The organism is Streptosporangium sp. NBC_01469 (assembly GCF_036227305.1).
In the GTDB taxonomy this organism is placed as follows: domain Bacteria; phylum Actinomycetota; class Actinomycetes; order Streptosporangiales; family Streptosporangiaceae; genus Streptosporangium.
The window spans coordinates 9,249,770-9,274,517 of the sequence record NZ_CP109465.1 but is presented as its reverse complement, the minus strand read 5'-3'; the positions used below and the strand labels follow the sequence as shown (position 1 = coordinate 9,274,517).

The following is a 24,748-nucleotide window of genomic DNA, read 5'->3' as shown; positions in this document are numbered from 1 at the left end:
TCGCGTTCGATGTGCTCGCGGGTCGTTCGGACCTAGCGTCACCGCCATGACCGGAAACCCTCCCGACGACCGGCGACACGCGGTCCGGACGACTCAGACGACTCAGACGACCGGGATGCCCCAGACGGCTCCCGGCGGGCGTCCGGGGATGCCGCGTCGCGTCGCGCCCGCCCTCGGGCTGTTCCTTCTCTCCCCGCTGGTCGCCGAGTATCTGCTTGGCAACGTCCCCTCGTCCGAGATAGGGGGCCTGGTGATCCTCGCGCCGATGTACGGCGGCGGCGCGATCATCATCCGCGAGGTGGTCCGGCGCACCGGGCGCGGCTGGCCGACGCTCCTCCTGCTGGCGTGCGCGTACGGCGTGCTTGAGGCGGCCCTGATCGACCAGACCCTCTTCAACCCCGCCCCGCTGTTCGAGGAGGACGTCTCCCGGGGCGCCACCCTCATCCCGGCACTGGGCTTCAGCGCGGGCAACGCCGTGGGGTTCACCGCCGGACACGCCATCTGGAGCATCGGCGTCCCGATCGCCGTCGTGGAAATCCTGGTGCCCCGTCGCGCCACGACCCCCTGGCTGGGCATACCCGGCCTGATCGTCACCTGCGTCGTGTTCGTCCTTGGCTCCCTCGTTCTCTTCAACGGCATATACGACGACAGCGGATTCATGGCCTCGCCGCCGCAGAGGATCGGCGCCGCCGTCGTGGTCGCGTTCCTGGTCGTCGCCGCGTTCCTCGTCGGGCGACGTCCCCGCCCGGTGACGGACGGGCGGTCGCCGAGACCCTGGCTGGTGGGAGCGGTGTGCTTCGTCGCGTCCGCGGCGTTCTTCGTCCGCCCCGAGGACTGGTGGGGGACCGCCGTGGGCGTCGCGCTGCTCGCCGTGATGGCGGTCGTGATCAGCCGGTGGTCGCGAGGTGCCGGCTGGGGCGCCGCGCACCGGCTCGCGCTGGCGGGCGGCGCGCTGCTGACCTACGCGTTCGGCGGCTTCATCCTGCTCCTCCTCCACGGCACCGCGAACACCGTCAACCTGATCGGCCAGACGGTCCTCGTCCTCGGCACGCTCGCCATCTTCCTCGCGGCCCGCCGTACCGTGCGCGGGGCGTCCGGCACGCGAGGAACGGCCGAGGTGGGGTGACCCCGGCGTGCGGAGAACACGGCGCTCGCTGCCCGGGAGGTCGCGGCGAGGCGGTGAAGGCCCGGCTCGGCGGGTGACCCTGGCACGGGAGGAACACGGCGCCCGGCCCGGACACCGGGTACCGGGCGCCGCTCGGGGAACCGTCAGGGCTGGGCGCGGAAGGGGCCGGTCACCTCGTAGGTGATGCCGCCGCTGCCGGTCGACGGCCTTCGCCACCCCCCGGATGAACGGGAGGTGACCTTCTGGGCCCGCCCGGATGGATCGGCGAGCCGAGCGCCTCGGGCCACGGGAAGTTATCGTCGATAACGGGACGTGGGGAGGCAACGGATGCGACACACACGCGCCACGGTGATGCGTACGGCGCTGCGGCTGCTCAACGAGGTCGGGCTCGACGGCCTGACCACGCGCAGGCTCGCGCAGGAGCTCGACGTGCAGTCACCCGCGCTGTACCGCCACTTCGGCAGCAAGCAGGAGCTGCTCGACCACATGGCCGCGACCATGGTCGAGGACGCGTTCGCGCACCTGGCCCGCCCGGGGCCGGATCAGGACTGGGCCGACTGGCTCGCCGAGCGAGGACGGGCGCTGCGCCGGAGCCTGCTGACCCACCGCGACGGCGCACGTCTGCACGTCGGCACCCGGCCGGTCGGGAGCCAGATCGCGATCTCCAACTCGGTGGTCGAGGTGCTCGGCGAGGCGGGGTTCCCCCCGGCGGACGCGCGGCGGGCCGACCTGGTCATCAGCCGCTACACCGTCGGGTGGGCCGTCGAGGAGCAGGCCGGCGCCGGCCGCCCGGTGACCGAGGAGTCCCGCGACGCGGCGGACGCCGACTTCGAGTACGGGCTGAGGACGATCCTGGCCGGTCTCCGCGCGAGCCTGGGTGAGACCCGCTGACGCGATCCGCCCGCTCTGGAGTCCGCTCCCGGACGCTCTCCCGCTGCCCACTGGTCATAGCGGTCACGCTGTGAGGCATTCGGCACCGACGCGCTCTGATCGAGGATCGAGTCGCACGGCGCCGAATGGTCACCTGGAGCTGCCGTACCTTCGCCGTACGCCAGAAGCCCAGGTCAGGTCGTGAGCGGCAGAACCTTGACTCTGCCCCTCCACCGCGTGACCCTTGGGGCTCACGGCGTAGACCAGGAGGGCGAAATCTCGCGCAATCCTACGGTGATGGAGACGATCTCTCTCTTACCTTCTACTGCAAAGACCCCAACTCCAATCAGGACAACGAGTGCGAGACGTTCTATCGGACGGATCGGGGGTCTTGGCTCGCACAGGTCAAGAAGCGCGGCCCAAGGTAGGGGCGCAGCTCATCGGCCTCGGGAAAGACGAGACGTTCGGGGAACTCTCCGAGCGCACCACGAACGTGTTCGTTCGGAAGTACGTGAGGGAGCACTATGGAGTCGATCTCCCCGAAGGAGCGGGCTGATCTGGTCAATGGCATCAGCCGGGAAGCACGCCACGTCGAGATGCGAGACAACTACGGCATAGACGCTGATCTGTTCGTCAACTGGCAGGCAGGTGACCGTGAGGAAGTCCCTCGCGTCCTCAAGCCGTGGTGTGACCGGGTCAAGACTGGGGTTGCGGAGGGGAAGACGTGCCGTCGCGTGTGCGTGGTGTCGGAACCTCTCTCGGCCTACCAGCGGTGGTGCTTCGAGGCGACGAATGGCCTCAAGGTCGAGGCCGGGGAAGACCTGCGGTGGGTGCCGCGACGGCTGACCTCAACATTGAGCATGCCGGGGAATGACTTCTGGTTGCTCGACGGTGAGACGGTCGTGTTCAACGTCTTTGACGGAACGGACAAGCGCGCTGAGATTCAGCTCTACCGAGACCCCGCCATCGTGAAGCACTGCGCTGACGCCTTTTCGGCTCTGCGGGGCCTGGCCATGCCGCACCGCGACTACCGGCCCGCTTGACGGCGTCCCGGCCTTGTCCGAACAAGATCAAGTACAGGCTACCCGCAAGGCGTTCGGGCAGAGGCTTCGCGGCCTGCGCCTGGACGCCAACCTCAACGGCCGTCAGCTCTCAGCACGATCCGGGATGCGCGACTCCAAGATTTCCCGGATCGAGCTGGGACGGCAGAATCCCACGGAAGACGACATACGGGTTTGGTGCCGTGCGTGCGATGCGGAGGACCAGGTTCCCGAGCTGATAGCCGCACATCGGCAGATCGACGAGATGTGGGAGGAGCACCGGCAAGCGATGCGTGCCGGGCTCAAGCAGCAGAGCGAGCGAATCAAACCGCTCTATGAGCAGACCAAGCTGATACGCGCCTACGATCCTCAGACCGTTCCCGGCTTCCTGCAGAGGCCGGGATACACACGGGCCGTCATCGAAGATGTGACCCGATTCCACGGGCTGACCGACGACATAGACCAGGCCGTCGAGGGACGGCTGAACCGCTTGCGCGTCCTTGAGTCCGGCAAGTGCATGTTCTCGTTGGTCGTCGAGGCTGGGGCGCTCTATGCCCAACGTGGCAGTGTCGCCGTGATGTTGGATCAGCTCGACTACGTCGAACGTGCAGCCGGCTTCGCGAATGTGGCGCTAGGCATCATCCCTCTCGGCCGACTTCGGACCATCTGGCCGGGGGAAGGGTTCTATGTCTATGACGAGTCGCTGGTTCGCAGCGAGCACTGGACCGGGGGTTACCGCACCAAGCGTCCCAGCGAGATAGAGACGTACCTACGGATTTTCAAGCTGTTGCAGTCCCAGGCCGTTTATGGCGACTCTGCACGGGGGGAGATAGACGCCGCACGGAGGTTGCTGCAATCCCGGGAAATTTCCTAGCCCCGGCTCTGACTGGACTCCTACCGTCTGGGTTATGGCATCCGGACAGACAGTGACAGAGGCCCATGCCGGGGGGCACGAGGGCGACGAGACGGCGAGCCCTGCCGGGCAAGAAATCCCCGAGGGGTTGAGTGACCTCGCACGGCTGGTCAGTGCGCAAGGTGTTCGAACGTCGATCATTCACTATGTGGGGCTCCACCTTCACAGCCATCGGCCGCTCCCGTTTCCGCGAGAAGACCGCTTCGAGTTGATCGCGCACAGCCGTGGTGGCTGGGAGGTGGCGAGCGTGACCGTGGGAGATCGTTCCGGCTGCTTCGTGGTCTCGCTGTCTTCGGTGGGGGTCACGGCCCAGATGGTGAACGCCGACCAGCCTCACGCGGTCGTGGACCTGATCCTCGCCGCGCTCCCGAAGGATGTCGCGTGAGGCGGGAGATCCCGGAGTGCGACGGCACGAAGAACCCGGACGACTCCCTCGAAGCACGCCGCACGGGCAGTTCCGCGAGCGCCCCGGAGGAGGTGAGCGCGGCGACGTTCCGAGATCTTCAGCTGGGGTGCCCGGCCGCGCGGGTGGCGTGGTCACTTGAGCCGGACGGGAGGACGGAATGACGAGCGCCGCGCCGACACAGCTTCGTGTCCCCTATGTCATCGCCCACGCTGACGAGGTCGCGCCGCAACGCCTGCGGTTCGCCCGGCGCCCGCTTGGTGGACTGCGGCTCGCCTACGACGATCCGCGCCGGGGCGACATGGCCTGCGGGGTACTGCGCGTTCGCGTCCTGAACAACCGGCAGGGGCCGCCGCAGTGGCGCAAGCTCAACACGCTGCGCCAGTGGAGATGCATGGAGAAGCTGCTGTGCCAGGTCTGCGGGCGGGCCGCGACCGACCCCGGCACCGGGCGCATCCCCTGGATCATGACCGACACCGCGTTCCGCGAACTCCCCGAGGACCCCGCCGGGGGCCTCACGAGTGCGCCCCCGACCTGCCGGGCCTGCATTCCCGAGGCGCTGGCCACCTGCCCTCAGCTTCGTATCTCCCAGGTTGTCTGCACCGTCGCCCGTGCCGAACCCGCCGCCGTCCTGGCCGACATGTTCACCCCCGGCCCAGGTCTGCGAGCAACCCCCACGGGCGAGCACAACGTGGAGATCAGCCTGGGAGACGAGGTACTGCTTCCCTACGCGCTGGCCACACAGTTGATCGTCCAAGTTCACGACCTTCAGCCAGTGCCGTATTTGGTGAATCAGGGCTGAGGACAGACGGCTTCCTCCCGCCGAACCCCTGAGACTCCCCGGCAGGGCAATCCTTTCCCTGGACGGTCCACACCTGACCGCCACCCTGTCGGGGGCTAACCCCCTGGTTGCTCGGTGCGTCCCCACGCCACCCTCTCCCGCCCTCGCGGAGGGCGAGGGGCGAGAGAGCGAGCAGCCAGGGGGCTCAACACCGGGGCTGTGCACGCGCCGAGCCGGGGCCGTAGTACGTCTGGAAAATCACGTACACCGGTCGCGGGATGACGTACCCGTGAAACCCGCACAGCCCTCGGCGCCTAAGACAGACGGGTTTTGCTCGCTGTCCGCTCATTTTCCTGATCATCTGTCGGTTTCTCCCAGCCAGACGAGGTCGGAGTGGAGCCGGTACGCGGCGCTGTCGGCGCTCCGCCAGCTGCCGAACCCCCGGGCGGTCACGCCGACGGTGGCCGCCTCTCCACCCGGCAGCGCCAGCCCGTACGCCACCACCTCCGCGATGCCCTCTCCGTCGTGGTCGCCGAACTCCTGGACCAGCGCGAACACGCGAGGCAGACCACCGGCCAGCGCCCGCACGTCCTCTCTGGTGGGACCGGCGTTCTCGGGAAAGGTGTCTCCCTCGCTTCCGTTTGCCGCCTCCGATGAGCTCGTGCCGTGGTAGACAGTCGAGTGGTCGGAACCGTTGAAGTGCTCCATCTCGGGTGCTTCCTTTCCGGCCGCCGGGACCGGGACGGGCGTGGCCTCCAAGCGAGCCCGCCCCGGCCCCTTTCCTACTTCTTAATGTTGACGTGACCCCATAACCCATAGCTGGTCGTCAATTGCCGCTTTTGTGTACTTGCTGTGATCGCTTGATTACTTTCGGTATACTGACACAACTGCGAGGGCTCGACAAGTTGTCCGGCCTCATCGATTGGACCGCGCCTCGATGTGCGCGACCAGCTCGGAAGGAATTGGGTATGGCCGCTCCGAAGTGGATCACGTTGCGTTCCCAGTGGCTTGGTCAGCAACTTCGGGAACTGAGGGAGACCAACGATCTTCTCCTCAAGGACGTGGCCGAGTATCTGCAACGTGATCCGGGCACCATCAGCCGCTTCGAGTCCGGCGGATATCCCATTCGGAGACCCGACCTGTTCGCGCTTCTCGACCTGTACGGCGTCGCGGACGGTCATCGTCGTGAGGCGCTACTGAAGCTGAGCCAGGAGGTCTGGCAGAAGGGCTGGTGGGACGGCTATGCCGGAGAGGTCGTCGGCTGGCTCATCGACTACGTCTGGCTGGAGTCGCGGGCCAGGGAGATTCACACATTCGACAACACGTTGCTACCGGGATTGTTGCAAACCGAGGCTTATGCGCGTGCGGTGATCGCTGCGGCCGATTTTGACGTGGACGTCGAGCAGAGAACGCGCTGGCTCGAACTTCGCATGTCCCGTCAGGGGATCCTCAAGGGCGACGTTCCGCCGCGACTGTCGGCGATCGTCGACGAGGGGGTGCTTCGGCGCCGGGTCGGCGGCTCGGAATGCATGGCGACGCAACTCCGGCATCTGGCCGAGTGTGCCGTCCAGTCGAACATCGAGGTTCGTGTCCTCCCGTTCAGCGCCGGAGCGCATGCCAGTCCAACCGGCGCGTTCCGGATCCTCAAGGTGGAGGATCCTTTTCCCGAGGTCGCTTACGCGGATACCGCGAAGGGTGCCATCTATATCGAATCACCAGATACAGAACGTTTGGTGCAGACATACGATGAATTGCGGAAGCTCACCCTTACGCGTGAGGAGTCGGTCAGGCTGATCTCCGCGACGGCAGAGGAGTTGTTGAGATGAACGCGATGGAAGGGCACGAGGTGCTCGGCCCCGACGAACTGGCCGGTGTCGCCTGGCATATCAGTGCGCGGAGTGAGAACGGCGGAGGGAATTGCGTCGAAGCCGGGCCGCTGGGCGACGGTAGTGGGCGGGTCGCCGTGCGGCACAGCCACCGGCCCGGCGGTGAGGTGATCGTCTATACCCGCGCCGAGTGGGAGGCGTTCATCGGTGGGGTGAAGGACGGGGAGTTCGACTTCTCCGCGGTGTGAGATACGCGACGGCGGCCTGAGCTCGTCGTGGTACGGGCAAGAGTGAAGCAGGACTACGGCGCTGCCCGCGCGGCTCGCGTTCATGCCCGGCGGAAGGTTCGATCGAGGAAGTGCGTCCACGCGCCCCCGGAATATCGACCCGACCCCGCCCGATGCGGCATAGTGATGCCGCTCGGGAGCAGCGGGCGAACGGCCGAAGTCGCGTGGGAGATAGGGTGACGGCCGGGTTTCCCCCGGCGTGCTGCCGGCGGGCCGGTACGCGACGCTGACCTACGTCAACCACGGTCGCCGGGCGAACCGCGCTCTGATCGAGTGGGTGCGGGAGCAGGGCCTCACGTTCGACTGCGTGGAGAACCCGGCCGGTGACCGGTTCGGCTGCAGGCTGCCAAGTACGTCCGAGCTGTCATGTCTGAGCTGCCCAGACGCAACGGCTGGACGATCGCCGAATGGATCGGCGACCGCCACCCGGACGCCACCCAGCGCCTGCTGAACCGTGCCCGGTGGGACACCGCGGGCGCGATGAGCACCATCCGCCGGTTCGCCGTCACCCGGCTCGATACCGCCGCCCGGCCGGGCAACCTGACCATCGGTGTGCTGGACGAGTCTGGGCAGGAGAAGAAGGGCGTGGCCACGGCGGGCGTCAAGCGCCGGCACATGGGCTGCGCCGGCGGCATCGACAACGGCATCAATACCGTCTATCTCGCCTACGTCCGCGCCGATGCCGGGCACGCGCTGATCGGTGCACGGCAATGGATTCCCGCCGAGCAGATCAGCGACCCCGTCACCGCGATCACCACCGGCCTGCCGCTGCAGCTGACCTTCGCGACCAAGGGCGAACTGGCCATCGACCTGCTCGGCGAGGCCTACGCCGACGATGTGCGCCTGGACTTCGTGGCCGGGGACGAGGTCTACGGCGCCTGCACCCGGCTGCGCACCTTCCTGGAAGAACAAGGCCAGGCCTACGTGCTGCGCATCCGCGCCACCTTCACCCTCACCCTCGGCGGGGGCACCTGCCTGACCTGCGAGCAGGCCGTGGCCAAGCACCTGAGGCAGAAACGCACATGGACCATCCGCTCGGCCGGGACCGGCTCCAAGGGCGAACGCACCTACGCCTGGGCCTGGATCGCCACTGCCAGCCCTGCCCGCTATCTGCTGGTCCGAAAGCACTGCAAGAGTGGCGAACTGGCTTTTCACTACTGCTTCGTGCCCGTCGGTCAGCCGGCCACCCTGACCCGCCTGATCACCGCCGCCGGGCTGCGGTGGCCGGTGGAGGAGAGTTTCCAGGCCGGCAAGGACCTGTTTGGCCTGGACCAGTCCCAGGTCCGCCTCCACGAGGCACTGCTGCGGCACCTCGTGCTGGTCATGGCCGCCCTGGCCGTCTGCGCGGTCACCGCCGCCGCGGCCCGGCACCGCACCGACTCCCAGGCCACCCGCCCCACCCGTCCCGACGAAGCACCGCCTGGGGACCCCGGCCTGATCCCGCTGACGGTCGCCGAGGTCAAGCGCCTGTTCAACGCCGTCACCGGCCACACACCGACCCTGGAACAGGCTGCTCACTGGTCAGCCTGGCGACGCCGCCATCAAGCACGCGCCCGCTGGTTCCACCACCGAGCCCGCCTGAGCACCGCATATATCCAGCTCAACTAAGGAATAGCGGCTTTCGTACTAGAAAACGGCCTCACCAGGCACAATATCGAACTTCGCTGGATATTCGGCGATTACTACCGGAACTCCCAGGGGTGGGATGGATGTCCGGGCCGGGGATCCGGTCTTCTTGTCGCCGGACTACCGCGTGGATATGGCCGGTCGCGGCGCGTCAGGACAGAGCCGGTACGGCAGGCGGGGAGTCGGTCCAGCCGACCTGGATCAGCGTCTTATTGGAGGACATCTCCGGGAACGCCTTGCCGTCGAGCGTGGCCTTCTGGTCCCGTGACAGTAGCACCATCCTGCCGGTGTCGACGATCAGACTTACCTTGACCACGGTCGCCTTCTTCCCCTTCCCGCTCGAACTATCGAGCACGACCGCGGCGCCCGGCCTGCCCAGGCCGTCCTTCGCGGCGCCGCCGGCGCGGACGCCCGGCAGCGTCAGCAGGGCCTGGTAGGCCGCGGTGCGGACCTCCTTCGGGGCGGGAAAATCGTGCAGGAACTCGGGCAGGGTGTACTCGAGCCATCCGGGTATGTCGTCCTCCCTGCCGACCTGGCCCGCCTTCGTGAGCCAGTCCTTCAGCCGGCTCGGGTCGGCGGGCAGGCGCTGAACCTCGTCGTACGTCAGCCACTGCTCCGCGACCCAAAACTTCCGTTCCCTCCCTGCAGGTGCCAGGCGGCCCTTGGCGGGCTCGGCGGACAGCTTCACCGTCTTGCCGTCGATCGATTCGTTCCACGTGGAGGGGGAGCCGTCGCGCCGCCACGCCTTCTTGTCCGCCACGGTCCCCGGCAGCGTCCCGAGCTCCCGGTACCCGAACCAGTTTCTGCCGTCGGGGGCGCTCCACCGTTCGGAGATCTCCCGCTGGACCAGCGAATAGGGGTCCGACTTGCTGCCGAACTGCCGGGGATGGGTGGATGTCGTCATGGTCTTGGTGTGCCAGTAGGCCCCCTCGGGGGGAGTAGCCGCGACGGCCGCCGGCGCGCCAAGGACGGTGGCGCCCACGGCCAGGGCGACGCCGAGAGTGATCAACCGCCGGGTCGGCACGGTCGCGAACGTCATCAGGTTGCTCCATCGATTCGAAGTCACAACTATCTACACACCTGGGTCGCTCGAAGGGTTGCCCGCAAAAGTGTTCTGCGCGAGCGGGCAACCGTCGCGAAGGCCGAAGTGTGTTAGGAGGTGTGAAATCGGACGGACAGCCGTGAGCGGTGTGGAATATGACTTCGGTGCTTTCGTGGCCGCGCGTGCCACGAGCCTGCTGCGGGTCGCCTATCTCGCCTGTGGCGACGAGACGGAGGCCGAGGACCTGCTGCAGACGGCGCTCGAGCGTACCTACAAGAACTGGGAGCGGGTGGCCTGCTACGACAACCCCGATGCCTACGTGCGGCGCGTCATCATCAACGCCGCCATCAACCGCGCCCGCCGCCGGGCGATCCTCAACATCATCCCCATGCACAGCCCGCCGGAGACGTCGGTCCGTGCAAGTGACCCTGACCTGTTCCATGTGCTCATGGACGCGCTGCGCACTCTGCCGCCCCGGCAGCGGGCGGTGATCGTTCTGCGGTACTGGGAGGACCTTAGCGAGACGCAGACCGCCGAGGTGCTCGGATGCGCGGTCGGCACGGTCAAGAGCCAGGCGTCGAAGGCCATGGCCAAGCTCCGTTCGGCGCTTGGCCGGGAAACACTGGAAGGAGCGATCAAGGATGCCCATGCTTGAGGACGAGATCCGCCGGCTCATGGCGGACGGGACGGCGAGGCTGCACGCCGCGCCTGACCTGCTGGGGCGGGTGATGCGCTCCCACCGGGCCAAGAGGAGGAGGGCCAGAGCCGCGGCGGTGGCCGCGTCCGTGGCCGCATTCGTGGTCGTCGCCCCGTCCATCGCCTACTGGACCGTCGATTCGGTGCCCACGATCGGCGAGCGGAGCACGTTCTCCGCGGTACAGGAACCGCCTGCCATCGACGACACCCCGCCCGTGCCGACCGATCCGCCGGACCTCGGGGACCTGGGCGACGGGAGGGAGTTCGGGCATGTCAGGGTGGGATACCTGCCCGAAGGGCTGCAGTGGTCCCGATGGTCGTCGGACTTCGGCGACACCTACTCGACCTCGTACAACTACGATGGCGACGACAAGGGCTACTACCAGGTCCAGATCCGTATGCACGAGGAGAAGACCGTCCAGGAGGTGGAGGACCAGATCCAGGCCTATCGCGGCGAAAAGGGCGGCGAGGAGGTGACCGTCGGAGGCCGGAGCGGCTACCTGGTCGTGCAGAACGTCGGTGAGGATGGCATGAAGGGCAACCCGACCCTCTTCCTCAAAATGGGCGACAGGCAGTGGGCCGAGATCATGTTCAGCCCTGTGTACGCGGAGGAGTTCTCCGGCGCCGAGGCCGTTAGCGCCGAGCTGAAGAAGATCGGAGAAGGGCTCACCTCCACCATGTGATACCACGTTCGAACCGGGGTCTTCTACACGCGAGACGTGTTGGCGCTGGTCGGCGACACCGCTCCAGACAAAGCGCCGGACTGTTAGGGCCTTCATCAAAGTCGGTCAGAGCCATTCGTTGATTGCGGCGGTGAGGACGGTGGCTTCGTAGCGCACGGCAAGCTTGTCGAACCGAGTGGCCACAGCGCGGTGGCGTTTGAGCCGGTTGATGCCGCACTCCACAGCGAGGCGCTGCTTGTAGACCTTCGGGTCGAAGGTCGGCGGCCGACCGCCCTCCGACTCCCTCTTGCGACGGCCGAGGTCCTACGCCTGGACCGTGCGCGACGACGGCCGGGGCGGCGCCGACCCAGCGGCAGGGAGCGGGCTGGCCGGTGTCCGGCGATGGCTGTCCCCCTTCGACGGCGCGCTCGACGTGCAGCCCTCCCGGCGGACCCACCGAGCTGACCACGGAGCTGCCGTGCGTGTTGTAATAGCCGAAGATTTCGCCCTGTTGCGGGACGGCCTGGTGCGGCTGCTGTCCGCGCACGGGTTCGAACTGGTGGCCGCGGTCGACAACGCCCCGATGCTTTCATCCCAGGTCACATAGCGAATGGCGGCCGCAGTACTAGGAAGGCGTCGCGATCGATGGGAGGACCACCCTGTCGTCCACGCGTCGCCGCCCGGTGCCTCGCGGCCGAGTGGGTGCCGCCGGGACCACCCCGCTGGAACGGCTGTCGCGGTCCCGGATATACGCCACGTCGGCGGGCTTCCCGATACGGATGCGAACCTGCTGACGATCCGAGAGTGTGTGACCGGGAATGGAACTCCGCCGGAAACGATGATTTCACGGCATTTCAACCGGCACGGGATTACCGTGCTGATCGACAACGGCCCTTCCCTCCAGTGGTCGATCGATTCGTACGGTTTTCCTCCTCAGTATCGCGAAAGCCGGCCCATCACATCCGGAGTCCGGGGCACTCAACTCATCGGCAAAGATCACCACGATGGACTGGAGTTGGGCGACTTCGAAATCATCGTCACTCATTGAGCCGCCGCAGGAATCCGGGCCGGTGATGGTTTCGAAGGAGAGCGAGGTTTTCGACGCGTCCAGAGAAACGCCGGTGATCGCCGATGATTGTCTTGTCCGACCCAGGCGCCAAAACGCGTCAGGGGTCACCGCCGGCCAGCTTACCGACCCTCCGTTGTCCGTGTGGAAGCTCCATGAGGGAAGTGACAGTGAGCCCCTGTCCGTCATCCACACCAATGGGTTCAGGCCCACTTCGACGACGGTCATGGTCTCGCCGGGTATCGGCCGAAGCTGCTCGGAAAGACGATCGAAAGCGTCCGCGGCCGATATCTGAGCAAGGCTCATCCTGTCTCCGTGGAGGAGGATCTCCTGGCTCTTCGGTGGATCGTCGGACAGCTTCTCCCGCACAGCGAAGCGCGTTCCCGGCTTGGCGTTTCCCGACCTTTTGGGGAGATCGTCAACAATGACTATCGGGCGTGGATCGCGTGCGTACGGAAAATCGCGCCATTGATCCGCTGCCGCGCGAGAATCACCGACCGCTCCCGCCTGTCCGGCACTGGCCGACACGAACATAATCGCGACGCACAGCAGGATCATTTTTTTGGCCGGGTGAGTGTCGCCCATGCCCGGAACGCTACTTCATGGTGAGATGCCATGCTAGCGCCGGATAAGTGATTATGTATATCGCAGGGCACGCGAGGTGTCCCGCGGCAAGGAGCCCTTTTCGTGCTGAATGACGGTCTCTTCCGTTCAACGACCAGAAGCGCACGATGTTGTGCGCCTCGTTCCCGGCGGCGATGATCAGGTATCGCGCGCCGAGGAAGGGAGTCGTCATGGGGAACGTGCTGGTGACCGGGGCCACCGGAGGGATCGGGACGGCGCTGGTCAGCGCGCTGGTGGAGGCCGGGCATCGGGTGACCGCCGTGGGGCGCGACGTCGGGCGGCTGGAGGTGCGGGGGATCGAGGCGGATCTGGCCGAACCCGGAACGCTGGCCGCCGCCGTGGGAGCCCTGGAGGACGCCGGGGAACTGGGGGATGTGCAGGCGCTGGTGCACTGCGCGGGCATCTCCCCCGTCGGGGCCGTCGCTGATGCCGGCCCCGAGACATGGCGGCGGACACTGGCGGTGAACGTGGCCTCCGCCGCCGAACTGGTACGGCTGACGCTGCCCGCGCTGCGGCGCTCCAGGGGCCATGTGATCTTCGTCAACGCCTCGCCCGGGATGACCGGTGTTCCCCGCTGGTCGGCATTCGTCGCCAGCAAGGCGGCGCTGCGGGAGTTGGCCGACTCGCTGCGCGAGGAGGAGGCGGCTCACGGCATACGCGTCACCACGGTCTATCCCGCGGCGACGGCGACCGACCTGCTAGGTGAGGTCAGGAGTGCCTTCGGGCGCCCGTACGACCCCGAGTCGTGCATACGGCCGCAGACGCTGGCCGCGATGATCGTCTGGGTGCTCGGCGCACCGGCCGACGCCTACGTCTGCGAGCTGTCCGTGGTGCCGGCGCCGCGCTGAGGTCTCTCGCCAGGAATGGGGGAGAGGTTGGAGACACCTCTGGCGGCGAACTCCTGACGGCGAACTCCGCCCCGCGTCATTCATGGGTGGCGCGTGGTGTTGGCTTGCCTCATGGATGAATCGCGGATCATTCGCTACTTGGACAGGCTGGACGCGACCCGGCCCGCGAAGCCGGATGTCCAGGGCCTGCGAGCCCTGCAGCTCGCGCACCTGAGAGCGGTGCCGTTCGAGAATCTGAGCATCCATCTCGGCGAGGTGATCTCGCTCGAACCGGACGCGCTGTTCGACAAGGTCGTCGGCCGTCGTCGCGGCGGCTTCTGCTACGAGTTGAACGGGTTGTTCGCGGAGCTGCTGACCGCGCTCGGTTACCGGGTGACGCTGCTGGCCGCCCGGGTCTTCAACGGCGCGACGCCGGGGCCGCTCTTCGACCACCTGGCGCTGCGCGTCGATCTCGACGACGGGCCGTGGCTGGTCGACGTCGGATTCGGCGACTTCTCCGACGGGCCGCTGCGGCTGGACGGGCGCGCGGAGCAGCGGGACGGCGGGGGCGTGTTCCAGATCGGGCTCGCTCCCGGCGTTCCTGACGGTCATGGCGCTCCCGGCACCCCTGACGGTCATGGCGGCCTCGGTGGCCACGGCGGTCCCGGTTACTTCGGCGACCTCGACATCGCGCACGACGGCGACCCGGCCTACCGGCTGACCGCCCGGCCGTACGAGCTGGCGGACTTCGTCCCGACGTGCTGGTGGCAGGCGACCTCCCCGAAGTCGCACTTCACCAGGTCACCGGTCTGCTCGATGCGTACGGCCCGGGGCAGGACCACGCTCCGCGGCCGCAAGCTGATCCAGACCGTGGACGGCGAGCGCACCGAACGCGTCCTGGACGAGACCGAGCTTCTTCCCGCCTACCTCGACCACTTCGGGATCACGCTTGATCGCGTTCCGTCCGCCGGGGGTGACACGGTCCGGGCCGGGCGGCGGTGAGGGAGCGGTGGCCGGGACCCGACCGCCCGGTGAAGGCCGTGGAGCCCGCGGGTTCCCCGGGTTTGGACTTCGCGTTCGCCCGGATGCGCGGCTGCGGGCGGTGGTCGGGATGAGGTTCCCGGTGGGTTCCGCCGTGGTCGCGGGATGCGGTTCCGGTCAGGCGGAGGTGAGGGAGCGGTCGCGGTTGACGAGGGCGGCGTAGGGGCCGTCGGCCGCGAGGAGCTCGTCGTGGGTGCCGCGTTCGACGACGTGGCCGTGGTCGAGGACCACGATCTGGTCCGCGTCGCGGATCGTCGACAGGCGGTGGGCGATCGTGATGGTGGTACGGCCGTGCGACAGGGTGTCCAGGGCTTCCTGGACGGCGCGCTCGGTCTGGGTGTCGAGGGAGCTGGTGGCCTCGTCGAGGATGAGCACGGGCGGGTCGCGCAGCAGCGTCCTGGCGATGGCCAGACGCTGCTTCTCGCCGCCGGAGAAGCGGTAGCCGCGCTCGCCGACCACGGTGTCGTACCCGTCGGGAAGTGACGCGATGTGGTCGTGGATCCGGGCGGCCCGCGCGGCCGCGACGATCTCCTCGTCGGTGGCGGAGGGCTTGGCGAACCGGAGGTTGTCGGCGATCGAGGAGTGGAACAGGTAGGTCTCCTGCGAGACCACGCCGACCGTGTCGGCCAGGGCCTCGAAGGTCAGGTCGCGCACGTCCACCCCGTCGATCGTGACCCGGCCGCCCGTCACGTCGTACAGACGGGGTAGTAGGTAGCTCAGCGTGGTCTTGCCCGAGCCGGTCTCGCCGACCACGGCCAGGGCGGTGCCCGCGGGGACGGTGAGGTCGACGTCCGAGAGGGTCGGGGCCTCGCCGTAGGAGAAGTCGACGTGCTCGAAGCGGATCTCGCCGCGTACGGTCTCCGGCGTGCGGGTGCCGGGGTGGATGTCCACGGCCAGGTCCAGATACTCGAAGATCCGGCCGAACAGCGCCAGGGAGCTCTGCACGTCGACGCCGAGCCGCAGCAGCGACACGGCGGGCCGGAACAGGTTCATCTGGAGCGTGGTGAAGGCGACGACGGTGCCGATGGAGACGGTCGAGGTCAGCCCGGTGGCCCAGTAGATCACCGCAGGCATGGCCGCCATGATGATCTGGATGGTGGACTGCCGCCAGCGTCCGGCCATGCTGGAGCGGACCTCCAGGTCGGCCAGCTCGTCCGAGGCCGCCGAGAACCGCCCGGCCAGCTCGGGGCCGCGGCCCATCGTCCGGCCCAGCAGGATGCCGCTGATCGACAGCGACTCCTGGACCATCGACGACATGGCGGCCATCTTCCGCTGCCGCTCGGAGGTGATCTTCCTGCGTTCCCGGCCGACCTTGCGGCTGATCCCGACGAAGAGGGGGAGCAGCAGCAGCGACACCACGGTCAGCCGCCAGTCCAGCACGAGCATCGCGATGATCGTCGCCACCACGGTGGTCAGGTTGGAGACCATCGAGGCCGCGGTGGAGGTGACCACCAGCTGCATGCCGCCGATGTCGCTGGCGATGCGCGACTGCACCTCGCCGGTCCTGGTGCGGGTGAAGAAGGCCATGGACATGCGCTGCAGGTGGCCGTAGACGCCGGTACGCAGGTCGTGCATGACGCGCTGGCCGACCCCGGTGGAGATCAGCGTCTGGACGACGTCGAGCACGCTGGTGACGACGGCGACCGCGACCATGCCGAGCGCGAGCAGGGTGAGCAGGCCGGTCCTGCCGTGCGGGATGGCGTCGTCGAGCACCGAGCGGAGCATGAACGGCGAGGCCAGCGAGACGAGCGAGGACAGTCCGATGAGGGCGCCCACGATGGAGAGGCGGCCCCGGTAGGGACGGAACAGACCGATGACGCGCCGCAGGGGGGCGCGGGGTTCGTCGTTCACGTCAGGTGTTTCGTGCCGCATGGCACTCTTGGTTCGTTCCTCCACGGAACTCCTTTCTGATGTTTACTCAAACAGAGGTTACCTCACATTCATTCCCCGTGGCACTGGGATAAGTTCGGCGCTGTGGAGACGGAACTGGCCGACCTGGTGCACGGTGTCGGCCGTCGACTGCGGCAGGGGTACGGCGAGCGGCTCGGCCCGCTCGGCCTGAGCCCCGGCCAGGCACGGGCGCTCAGGGTCATCGTCGACTCCGAGCCGCCGCTGAAGATGGTGCAGCTCGCCGAGAGGCTGCGGATCGTGCCCCGCTCGGTGACCCCGGTGATCGACGCCCTGGAGGAGGCCGGACTGGTCCGCCGCGAGGTCGATCCGGCCAACCGCCGCTCCACGCTGCTCGTGGTGACCGACGAGGGCCGCGAGCGGTACGAGCGGGTGCGCGAGGCGCGCAGGCGGGTGGCCGAGGAACTGTTCTCGGTGCTCACCTCCGAGCAGCAGGACCGGCTCAGGGAACTGCTGGGCGCGGTCGACGCCCAGTAGGTCCGGACGCCCGGTCTGGAGGCCCGGTTCGGAGGCCCGGTTCGGACGTCCGGTTGGTCTGGACATCCAATGAATCCGGATACCCGGTCGGTCCGGACGTCCAATCGGTCCTCTTGGACCGCATAGTCCTAAGAGGACCGCATCGGTCCGAGAGGATCGCGTCGGTCCAAGAGGACCGTGGTCAGGCCAGGCGCCTGGCCTCCGCGTCGCCGGTCTCGGCGTCGCTCTCGTCGAGGCGCCAGCGGGGGCTGCCGCCCACGAAGGTGGCCACGCACCGTCCCGGCCCCTCGTGGAGCAGGGCGGTGTAGGCGGTCCGCTCGTCGGCCTCCACGGCGAAGACGGCGAAGTCGGCCCGGCCGCCCCGTCCCAGGGAGCCCAGGCGGCCGGGGCCCTCGGCCATGCCCAGCGCCCGCGCGCCGCCCAGCGTCACCGCCTCGACCAGGAGCCGGTCGTGGCCCGGGGCGTAGGAGAGCGCGCGGGCGACCGACAGCGGGTCGCCGCCCGTACGGGTGCCGACGGAGATCGCGCTCTCGCCGTCGAGGAGGCCTTCCGCGGCGAACGGCGACGAGATGGCGATCACCGTGCCGCGGATCCCGAGGAGCTTGCGGTCGGCCTCGGCGAGCGGGCCGGAGATCGCGACGTGGCAGCCCGCGGTGAGCACCCCCACCTCGTCGAGGAAGCCGACCGGGTGGCGGCCGGGCTCGGCGTGGAGCCGGAGCCCGAACGTCTGGGACAGGACGGCCAGGTCCTCCATGACGAGGGGGTCGGGGGAGTGGGCGGCGATGCCGATGACGCCCGGGTGGTCGACCTCGCGGATCGCGGTGATCAGCCGGTCGCGCCCCTCGTCCTCCCACTGCTCCTCGTCCTCGCAGCGGGTCTCCAGATAGGTCACGCCGCCCAGTCCGGCCTCGCCGAGGGTGGAGGCGGCGTCGAGGTCCGCGGCGACGCCTCCCGCCGCCGTGACGCCGTGGACGGGCGCCGGGGCGGAGGTCCTGTCGAGCCGGAGATGCGCGTCGATCAGTCCCGGCACGATCATGCCCGGCCAGTGGACCGGGGACAGGAGGGGATGGGCGGCCTCGATCTCGGCGCGCGGCCCGACCCGCACGATCCGGTCGCCCCTGACGACGATCGCCCCGTCCCTGACGGGAGGGCTCGCGACGGGCAGCACCAGGGGTGCGCAGTGGATGGAGACGACTGCCCGAGCACGCGTGCCGATGGTCCGACCGGCCCGCGTCGACATAGGCGCTCCTGTATGTTCGTCCCTTTTGGAGAGGTTAAGGGGATGGGCCGGAGATCTCAAATGCATCTCCGGTAAACGTCTTCCCACCTTCCTGACAGAAGATTGTTGATCTATCTGAAAACGGTCGATACCGTCTTTTAACGTGATACGACCCCCCCGGTTGCTGAAAGTACTGCTTGCCGCGATCGTACTGATCCCCATCGGCCTCACCGCCGTTCCCGCCTCCGCCGACCCCGTCCCCGAGCCCGAACACCCCTGGCGTCTGGACCACTGGCCCCGGACCCAGCCCTGGCAGCAGGACGCTCCCGAGGCCGGGACCGCGCGGCGCGCCGACCCGGGTGGCCCGGCACCGATCGACCCGCAGAACTGGAAGAACCCGGACCACATGACGTGGGCCGACTACCGCAAGCCTCCCGGCACCAACTGGGCCGACCCCGCGGCCAAGGGGTCCAAGCGGACCTTCCGCGGCGCGCTCGTCCTGGCCGACTATCCCAACCAGCCGTTCGTGGTCACCCAGCCCAAGGGCTCGACCGTTTTCAGGAACCCCAGCGCCGAGGCCCACGACATCCCCCGCGACCAGGTCGCCCAGTTCTACAAGGACTTCCTCAACACCCCCAACGAGCTCAACCGGGGGCACACCATCCACGAGTACTGGATGGAGGACTCGGGAGGCCGCTACGGCGTGGAGCTGACCTCGTTCGGCCCGTACCAGATGCCGGGCAAGTCGCACGAGTACGCGATGGAGTTCCAGGGTGGCACGGCCTGCCCGTCCGGCGACACCTGCACCAAGAACATCAGGACCGACGCGCGGGCCGCGTGGGTCGGCGCCGTCGGCCAGGAGGTCCCCGCGGGCTTCGACTTCGTCTTCTACCTGAGTGCGGGGCAGGACGAGTCGGCCACCTGGCAGGAGTTCGGTCCGATCAAGTTCCCGACCAAGGAGGCGGTGACCGACGACTTCGGCCCGCCGGACCCGGCCCTGCCCAACTGGGCCGAGACCCGCTACGTGGAGTGGACGTCCTGGGCCTCGGCCTCGTCCATCTGGCCCAACGCCGGGGGCGGATCCTCCACCCAGGCCGAGAGTTCAGGGCAGGGCGTCTACGCCCACGAGCTCAGCCACATCCTCGGCATCGGCGACAACTACAACAACCCGTTCGGGGTGCCGGCGCGCCGGGCGTACACCGGCGTCTGGGAGATGCTCAGCCGGGGCAGCTTCAACGGCCCCGGCGGCCCGCACAGCCGCTGGCTGATCCCGCCCACCTCGGGCGGCTCGATGGGCGCCCAGCACATGCTCCGCAACAAGATCAAGCTGGAGATGGTGGACGAGGCCAACGTGCTGCGCCTGTCCAGGGAGGCGCTGGCCGAGTCGGGGCTCGTCGTGGCCAAGGTGACCGCCCGGGTGGCCCAGCCGGGACCCACCGGCCTGTCGGGGGTCAACATCGCCTTCGGGGACGGTGACCGCAGCCCGGCCTGTGGCGTGAACACCGATCCGTTCTGCGACGGCGGCGGCTACAACAACTACACCGTCGAGGTCGTGGACAGGATGGGCGCGGACTCCTTCACCCCCGACTCCGGCGTGCTGCTGGCCAAGACCAAGAACGAGGACCGGGCGCCCTTCGAGTGGGTCGTCGACGCCAACCCGCAGGACATCGGCATGACCGACTACGTGCTGCCGGACGGCACCGCCGTGCCCATCACGGTCGGCGACTACCGCCAGCTGTCGGACGCGCTGTTCCACGCGGGCACCGACTCGGGCTCGGAGTTCGAGTACGTGGACCAGGCCAACCGGCTCCACTTCTACGTCCTCGACCTCAAGCGCGACAGCAAGGGCATCCTGTCGTACACGGTGGCGATCCGCTCCCTGGACGGCGCCGGGCCGAACAAGCGTGGCGTGAAGCTGCTCCCGTCCGTCGGCGTCCCCTCAGGAAAGGACCTGACGTCCTGCGGCTTCCCGCTGTTCAACACAGGCAGGGCCGCCCAGGCACTGGGGCAGCACCCGGAGGACGTGAGCGCCTACCTCAAGGGTGACGTCTACCGGCTGTCGGCGACCGTCGACGGACGCGGCTGGACGGCCTCGCTGCCCAACGAGCTCGCGACCGCCGACTCCGGCAAGAACACCCTGGTCACCGTGAACGCGCGACGCGGGGCAGGAGGCAGCCACCTCGCCAAGGTGACCCTCACCGCCACCTCGGAGAGCGACCCGTCCAAGAAGGCCAAGGCGACCTGCCTCGTGCTGGGGCGCTAACGCCGCAGGGCGGTAGGAGAACCGTTCGCGTCACCCGGGCGCCACGAAGCGCCCAGGTGACGCGAACGGGGTCCGCGAACGGGTCTCCCGTGAAAAGGGTGTCCGTAAAAACGGGTTCACCGGCTGTTGGCCGTGAGAGCACGCGGCCACCGGCATTGCGTCTGGTTGAATCAATCTTGAGAGAACGCGCCGGCCGGGCGGGGACCGCGGGCGTGCCGTGGGCTTCTCCGAGGGGTGTGAATGGCCGGGCCGTCGAACGTGCCTGATCAGCGTGGTTCGAAGCCGCCGAGACGCCGGATACCGCTGGCGGCGCCCGCCGCGGCCGGGATCGCCGCGGCCGTGGCCAGCGTCCTGGCGACCTCGCTGGACGTGTGGGAGCTGCCCACCGAGGCCAAGGTCGGCGTCACCGCGCTCGCCGGTCTCCTGGTCGGCCTGCTCACCTGGGCGACGACCGGCTCGCGGTCCGAGGAGCGGGGCGTCGGTGGCGCCGGAACGTCGTGGCGCCCGCCCGACCAGTGGCCGCCGGTCTCCTCGCACTTCACCGGCCGCACCGAGTCGCTGGCCGAGCTGCGCGAGGTCTTCGCCGAGCGCCGCCGCTCCCGGGACCACGCGGGGAGCGCCTCGCCGCTGGTCGTCTCGGTGTACGGCAGGGGCGGGGTGGGCAAGTCCGTGCTCATCGCCAGGTTCGGGCACGAGATCGCCGGAAGCTTCCCCGACGGACGCCTCTACGCCGACCTGCGCGGCGAGGTGGAGGCCCCGGTCGGCCCCGAGGAGGTGCTGATCGGCTTCCTGCGCGCGCTCGGCGTTCGGCTCACCACCGACCCGGGCGGCCTGGCCGAGCTGCGCACGCTCTGGCTGACCTGGACCAAGGGCAGGCGCATCCTGATCTGCCTGGACAACGCCCACGACGGCGACCAGGTCAAGGACCTGATCCCGGCCGAGGCCGGGTGCGCGGTCATGGTCACGTCGAGGCAGCCGCTGTTCCTGCTCAACACCTACGACAAGCGGCTGTCGGTGTTCAGCGAGGCGCAGGGCGTCGAGCTGCTGGCGCGGCTGGCCGGGGACGACAGGGTCGCCGCCGACCTGGAGTCGGCCCAGGAGATCGTACGGATGTGCGACCACCTGCCGCTGGCCATCAGCATCTGCGGCGGTCGCCTGGCCACCCGGGAGAACTGGACCCTGCGCCGCCTCGCCGACGGGCTGAGGGACGAGCGCCGCCGCCTCGACCAGCTGGAGATCGGCCGCAGGCTCGACAAGAGCGTACGTGCCTCCCTGCAGCTGAGCTACGACGACTGCACCGGCCTCCAGCGCCGCCTGCTGCGCCTGCTCAGCATGGTCAGCGCCCCCGACGTGCCCGGCTGGGTGGCGGGGGAACTGCTCGCCACCTCCGAGCCCGAGGGCGCCGACCAGCTGGAGGCGCTCATCGACGCCCAGCTCGCGGAGTGCTCGGGCATCGACCTCTCCGGGGTGATGCGCTACCGGCTGCACGACCTCGTCAAGATCTTCGCCCGTGAGCTGGCGCTCTCCGACGACGACGAGAGCCACCGCAGGGCGGCCGTCGAGCGGGTCCTGTCCGGCTACCGCCGCCGCGCGGAGGCCGCGGCCGTGGCCCGCTGGCCCCAGGACTGGGGGCGCAGGGTCAGGCCCGCCGGCACGGAGTCCGCCCCGGTGACGGTGACGCGGGCGCAGACCTCGGCGGCCGACTGGCTCAACGCCGAGCGGCTCACCCTGGTCGCCGCGATCGGCCAGGCCAGGAGCATGGAGATGTGGGAGCTGGCCTGGGGGCTCGGCCGGGCCTTCTGCTCGCTCTGCCACTCCCTGCGGGCCTACTGGTCCGACTGGCGGGCGGTCGCCGAGATCCTGTGCGAGGCCGCGGACCGGATGGGCGACCCGCGGGCGCTGGGCATCGCGCTGCTGGACCGGTCGGCGGTGGCGGGCGGGCAGGGCGGCCACCACAGCGCCACGGCGGACGCGGAGCGGGCACTGGAGATCTTCACCGACCTCGGCGAGACCTGGTGGGCGGCGCGGGCGATGCGCGCGGTCGGCATGTCCCTGTTCAACGACGGCCACCTCGACCGAGGGCAGGGCTACCTGATCGGCGCCATCACCGCCTTCAAGGGCGAGGACGACCGCTGGTGGGCGGCCAGGACCCAGCGCAACCTCGCCGAACTCCGGCTCGCCCAGCGCAGGCCCGAGGAGGCGCGGGAGTTGCTGGAGGACGCCCTGGGGGTGTTCGAGCGCGACCGCAACCGCTACTCGGAGGCGCAGACGCTGCGCGCGTACGGCGAGGTGCTCGGCGCGACCGCCAGGGGACTGCACGCCGCCGGCGACGCCCGCGCCGCGAGTGAGGACTTCGCGCGGGCCGGTTTCAGCCTGGACCGGGCCGCCGAGATGTTCCGGCTCCGCGGGGAACTGTGGGAGGAGGCCAGGTGCCTGCGCGCGGCGGGGGAGGTCGGCAACCCGGCCAACGCGCTGCGCGAGCTCACCTACGTGCGCCGGGCCACCGAGATGCTCACCGCGCTCGGCGACTCGTGGGGCGTGGCCAGGTCCGAGCTGTCGGCGGGACGCGCCCACGGGCGGCTCGGCCGTACGCGCGAGGCGCAGGAGTCGCTGCTGCGGGCGGTGCGCGACTTCGGGGAGCTGGGCGACCGGTGGTGGATGGCCAGGAGCCTGCGCTACCTGGGGGAGGCCCACCTGGATGCGGGCGACCGGCAGGCCTCGGTCGCGGCACTGCGGCAGGCCCAGGACATCTACCGCAGCCTCGGCAACCAGGCGGGGATGGGCCGCACCCTGGAACTCCTGCGCCGCGCGGAGGGCTGAGAGCGTACGCCGGCTCCGGTCGCACGCCGGTCCGGGAGGCGGGCGGTGTGCGGGGAAGTCGCCGCGGGATCCGGGACGTCCCCGGGCCGGTCCGTGGCCGGGTGCGGGATCCGCACACCGCGCCGTGGCCGAGACACGGAATCCGCGCGCCGTGTCCGTGTCCGTGCCGGTGCCGGTGCCGGTGCCCTGCCTGTGCCCTGCCTGTGCCCTGCCTGTGCCCTGCCTGTGCCCTGCCTGTGCCGTGCCGGGGGCGGAGGCCGAGGTGTTCAGGAGTCGGTGGCCGTCATCAGGTGCCGGGCGGCGTCGCGCGCCTCGTCGATGCTCTCGTGGAACAGCTTCTTGACCTGCTGGGCCTGCTCGGTCAGGTGCTCCAGCCCGGGGAGGGCCAGAGAGTCCTCCGCGGTCTCGGCGACCAGGGCCTCGTACCGGGGGGTCCGTTCCGCGAGCACCTGGAGCTGCCGGTAGGCGCGGTAGACGCCGTCGGCCTTGCGGACCTGCCTGGCGTACTCCTCCAGCGCGCGGATCCGCCTGGTCAGCGAGATCTCGGCGGTCTCCAGGGCCTTGACGTAGGGGGTGAAGGCCTCGGCCACCTCGGGCGGGGGCGCGCCCGGTACGAGCCGGTTGTGCTCGGCCCTCATGTCCGACAGCCGCACCAGCTTCCTGGCGATCCGCCAGGTCTGGTCGGGCAGGGTCACCGCGTTGTCGATCGTGTCGAGCAGGCGCGCCCGGTTGATCTCGGAGTCGAGGATCGTCTCGGTGGCGTCCTGCGTGCGGCGGAGCAGGTCACCGCAGTCGCCGTCGAGGTCCTCTGGCAGGATGAACCGGTCCTTGTGCTCCATGGCGACCCGGACGCGCCGCCGCTCCCGTCGGCCCTCGGGGTCGTCGCTCAGGCCGCGCAGCGCGGAGAAGGAGATCAGGACGAGGACGGCGATGAAGCCTCCCGTGGGGCTCAGACTCGCCATGAGCAGCAGGAGTCCGGCGATCGCCACCACCTTGACGGGATCGGGCCCCCTGCGGCCGGGGACCTGCCCCAGCCGGGCCGCGCGCAGCGCCTGCGGGCTGGCGCGTAAGACCGAGGAGATCGGGGCGGGCAGGGCCGGATCGATCAGCAGGTGCGGGGGACGTCTCCTCGGATCCACGCGATCTCCTTGTGATGGGGTACCGGCGGGTCCTTCCACTGTCTCTCATGGAGGGAGAAATGACGCATTTACGGATGCCGTATGAGGACATC

Annotated in this window: 22 protein-coding genes and 2 pseudogenes; 18 read left to right on the top strand and 6 right to left on the bottom strand. The window is 69.0% G+C overall.

The features are described from left to right. Positions 1-46 precede the first annotated feature (46 nt). From OG587_RS40345 to OG587_RS40315, 7 genes are all read left to right on the top strand, one after another. The gene (locus OG587_RS40345) at positions 47-1,126 is read left to right on the top strand and encodes a hypothetical protein (RefSeq protein WP_329084112.1); all 1,080 of its coding nucleotides are present in this window, start codon (positions 47-49) and stop codon (positions 1,124-1,126) included. 327 nt (positions 1,127-1,453) lie between these two features. Further along, positions 1,454-2,017 (top strand): TetR/AcrR family transcriptional regulator C-terminal domain-containing protein, encoded by a 564-nt coding sequence (locus OG587_RS40340; protein ID WP_329084110.1) that lies wholly within the window; start codon positions 1,454-1,456, stop codon positions 2,015-2,017. 503 nt (positions 2,018-2,520) lie between these two features. Further along, positions 2,521-3,039, top strand: a complete 519-nt coding sequence (locus OG587_RS40335) for a DUF6879 family protein (protein WP_329084109.1) — start codon at positions 2,521-2,523, stop codon at positions 3,037-3,039. A 13-nt stretch (positions 3,040-3,052) separates the two neighbouring features. After that, entirely contained in the window at positions 3,053-3,910 is an 858-nt protein-coding gene (locus tag OG587_RS40330) for a helix-turn-helix domain-containing protein (protein WP_329084108.1), read from the top strand. A 34-nt stretch (positions 3,911-3,944) separates the two neighbouring features. Next, entirely contained in the window at positions 3,945-4,334 is a 390-nt protein-coding gene (locus OG587_RS40325) for a hypothetical protein (RefSeq protein WP_329084107.1), read from the top strand. Next, the gene (locus OG587_RS40320) at positions 4,331-4,516 is read left to right on the top strand and encodes a hypothetical protein (protein ID WP_329084106.1); all 186 of its coding nucleotides are present in this window, start codon (positions 4,331-4,333) and stop codon (positions 4,514-4,516) included. The genes OG587_RS40325 and OG587_RS40320 overlap by 4 nt, the downstream gene beginning before the upstream one ends. Beyond that, positions 4,513-5,154 (top strand): hypothetical protein, encoded by a 642-nt coding sequence (locus tag OG587_RS40315; protein ID WP_329084105.1) that lies wholly within the window; start codon positions 4,513-4,515, stop codon positions 5,152-5,154. The genes OG587_RS40320 and OG587_RS40315 overlap by 4 nt, the downstream gene beginning before the upstream one ends. Before the next feature lie 336 nt (positions 5,155-5,490). Here OG587_RS40315 and OG587_RS40310 read toward each other — a convergent pair whose 3' ends face one another. After that, the gene (locus tag OG587_RS40310) at positions 5,491-5,841 is read right to left on the bottom strand and encodes a hypothetical protein (protein ID WP_329084104.1); all 351 of its coding nucleotides are present in this window, start codon (positions 5,839-5,841) and stop codon (positions 5,491-5,493) included. A 260-nt stretch (positions 5,842-6,101) separates the two neighbouring features. Here OG587_RS40310 and OG587_RS40305 point away from each other — a divergent pair, with 260 nt between their 5' ends. The 3 genes and pseudogenes from OG587_RS40305 to OG587_RS40295 all read left to right on the top strand — a co-directional run. After that, a complete protein-coding gene (locus OG587_RS40305; protein WP_329084103.1) occupies positions 6,102-6,959 on the top strand; it encodes a helix-turn-helix domain-containing protein in 858 nt (285 codons plus the stop codon). Beyond that, complete coding sequence (locus OG587_RS40300) at positions 6,956-7,207, top strand: DUF397 domain-containing protein (protein ID WP_329084102.1); 252 nt, start codon at positions 6,956-6,958, stop codon at positions 7,205-7,207. The genes OG587_RS40305 and OG587_RS40300 overlap by 4 nt, the downstream gene beginning before the upstream one ends. Positions 7,208-7,582: 375 nt before the next feature. Beyond that, a pseudogene (locus tag OG587_RS40295) lies at positions 7,583-8,854 on the top strand (IS701 family transposase); the annotation flags it as partial. A gap of 169 nt (positions 8,855-9,023) precedes the next feature. Here OG587_RS40295 and OG587_RS40290 read toward each other — a convergent pair. After that, the gene (locus OG587_RS40290; RefSeq protein ID WP_329084101.1) at positions 9,024-9,911 is read right to left on the bottom strand and encodes a hypothetical protein; all 888 of its coding nucleotides are present in this window, start codon (positions 9,909-9,911) and stop codon (positions 9,024-9,026) included. Positions 9,912-10,053: 142 nt separating this feature from the next. On the opposite strand from OG587_RS40290, the gene OG587_RS40285 reads away from it, so the two are divergent. The 3 genes and pseudogenes from OG587_RS40285 to OG587_RS40265 form a co-directional block, all read left to right on the top strand. Then, positions 10,054-10,569: a SigE family RNA polymerase sigma factor gene (locus OG587_RS40285; RefSeq protein ID WP_329084100.1), complete on the top strand. Its 516-nt coding sequence runs from the start codon at positions 10,054-10,056 to the stop codon at positions 10,567-10,569. Next, complete coding sequence (locus OG587_RS40280; RefSeq protein WP_329084099.1) at positions 10,556-11,293, top strand: hypothetical protein; 738 nt, start codon at positions 10,556-10,558, stop codon at positions 11,291-11,293. Before OG587_RS40285 ends, OG587_RS40280 begins: the two co-directional genes overlap by 14 nt. Positions 11,294-11,750: 457 nt before the next feature. After that, positions 11,751-11,861: pseudogene (locus OG587_RS40265) on the top strand (DNA-binding response regulator); the annotation flags it as partial. Positions 11,862-12,116: 255 nt separating this feature from the next. Here OG587_RS40265 and OG587_RS40260 read toward each other — a convergent pair. Continuing rightward, on the bottom strand, positions 12,117-12,923 hold the full coding sequence (locus tag OG587_RS40260) for a hypothetical protein (RefSeq protein ID WP_329084098.1): 807 nt from the start codon (positions 12,921-12,923) through the stop codon (positions 12,117-12,119). 209 nt (positions 12,924-13,132) lie between these two features. Here OG587_RS40260 and OG587_RS40255 point away from each other — a divergent pair, with 209 nt between their 5' ends. After that, on the top strand, positions 13,133-13,810 hold the full coding sequence (locus OG587_RS40255; protein WP_329084097.1) for an SDR family NAD(P)-dependent oxidoreductase: 678 nt from the start codon (positions 13,133-13,135) through the stop codon (positions 13,808-13,810). A 138-nt stretch (positions 13,811-13,948) separates the two neighbouring features. Continuing rightward, the gene (locus OG587_RS40250; protein WP_329084096.1) at positions 13,949-14,791 is read left to right on the top strand and encodes an arylamine N-acetyltransferase family protein; all 843 of its coding nucleotides are present in this window, start codon (positions 13,949-13,951) and stop codon (positions 14,789-14,791) included. Positions 14,792-14,947: 156 nt separating this feature from the next. On the opposite strand, the gene OG587_RS40245 is transcribed toward OG587_RS40250, so the two are convergent. Beyond that, positions 14,948-16,681: an ABC transporter ATP-binding protein gene (locus OG587_RS40245; RefSeq protein WP_329084095.1), complete on the bottom strand. Its 1,734-nt coding sequence runs from the start codon at positions 16,679-16,681 to the stop codon at positions 14,948-14,950. 123 nt (positions 16,682-16,804) lie between these two features. Here OG587_RS40245 and OG587_RS40240 point away from each other — a divergent pair, with 123 nt between their 5' ends. Further along, positions 16,805-17,215: a MarR family winged helix-turn-helix transcriptional regulator gene (locus OG587_RS40240; protein ID WP_329084094.1), complete on the top strand. Its 411-nt coding sequence runs from the start codon at positions 16,805-16,807 to the stop codon at positions 17,213-17,215. A gap of 181 nt (positions 17,216-17,396) precedes the next feature. Here OG587_RS40240 and OG587_RS40235 read toward each other — a convergent pair whose 3' ends face one another. Then, the gene (locus tag OG587_RS40235; protein ID WP_329084093.1) at positions 17,397-18,455 is read right to left on the bottom strand and encodes an amidohydrolase family protein; all 1,059 of its coding nucleotides are present in this window, start codon (positions 18,453-18,455) and stop codon (positions 17,397-17,399) included. Positions 18,456-18,597: 142 nt separating this feature from the next. On the opposite strand from OG587_RS40235, the gene OG587_RS40230 reads away from it, so the two are divergent. Together OG587_RS40230 and OG587_RS40225 are read left to right on the top strand one after the other, a co-directional pair. Then, positions 18,598-20,697: a M6 family metalloprotease domain-containing protein gene (locus OG587_RS40230; RefSeq protein ID WP_329084092.1), complete on the top strand. Its 2,100-nt coding sequence runs from the start codon at positions 18,598-18,600 to the stop codon at positions 20,695-20,697. Between the two features lie 240 nt (positions 20,698-20,937). Continuing rightward, positions 20,938-23,517: an NB-ARC domain-containing protein gene (locus OG587_RS40225; RefSeq protein WP_329084091.1), complete on the top strand. Its 2,580-nt coding sequence runs from the start codon at positions 20,938-20,940 to the stop codon at positions 23,515-23,517. A 266-nt stretch (positions 23,518-23,783) separates the two neighbouring features. On the opposite strand, the gene OG587_RS40220 is transcribed toward OG587_RS40225, so the two are convergent. Then, complete coding sequence (locus OG587_RS40220) at positions 23,784-24,656, bottom strand: hypothetical protein (RefSeq protein ID WP_329084090.1); 873 nt, start codon at positions 24,654-24,656, stop codon at positions 23,784-23,786. Between the last annotated feature and the right edge of the window lie 92 nt (positions 24,657-24,748).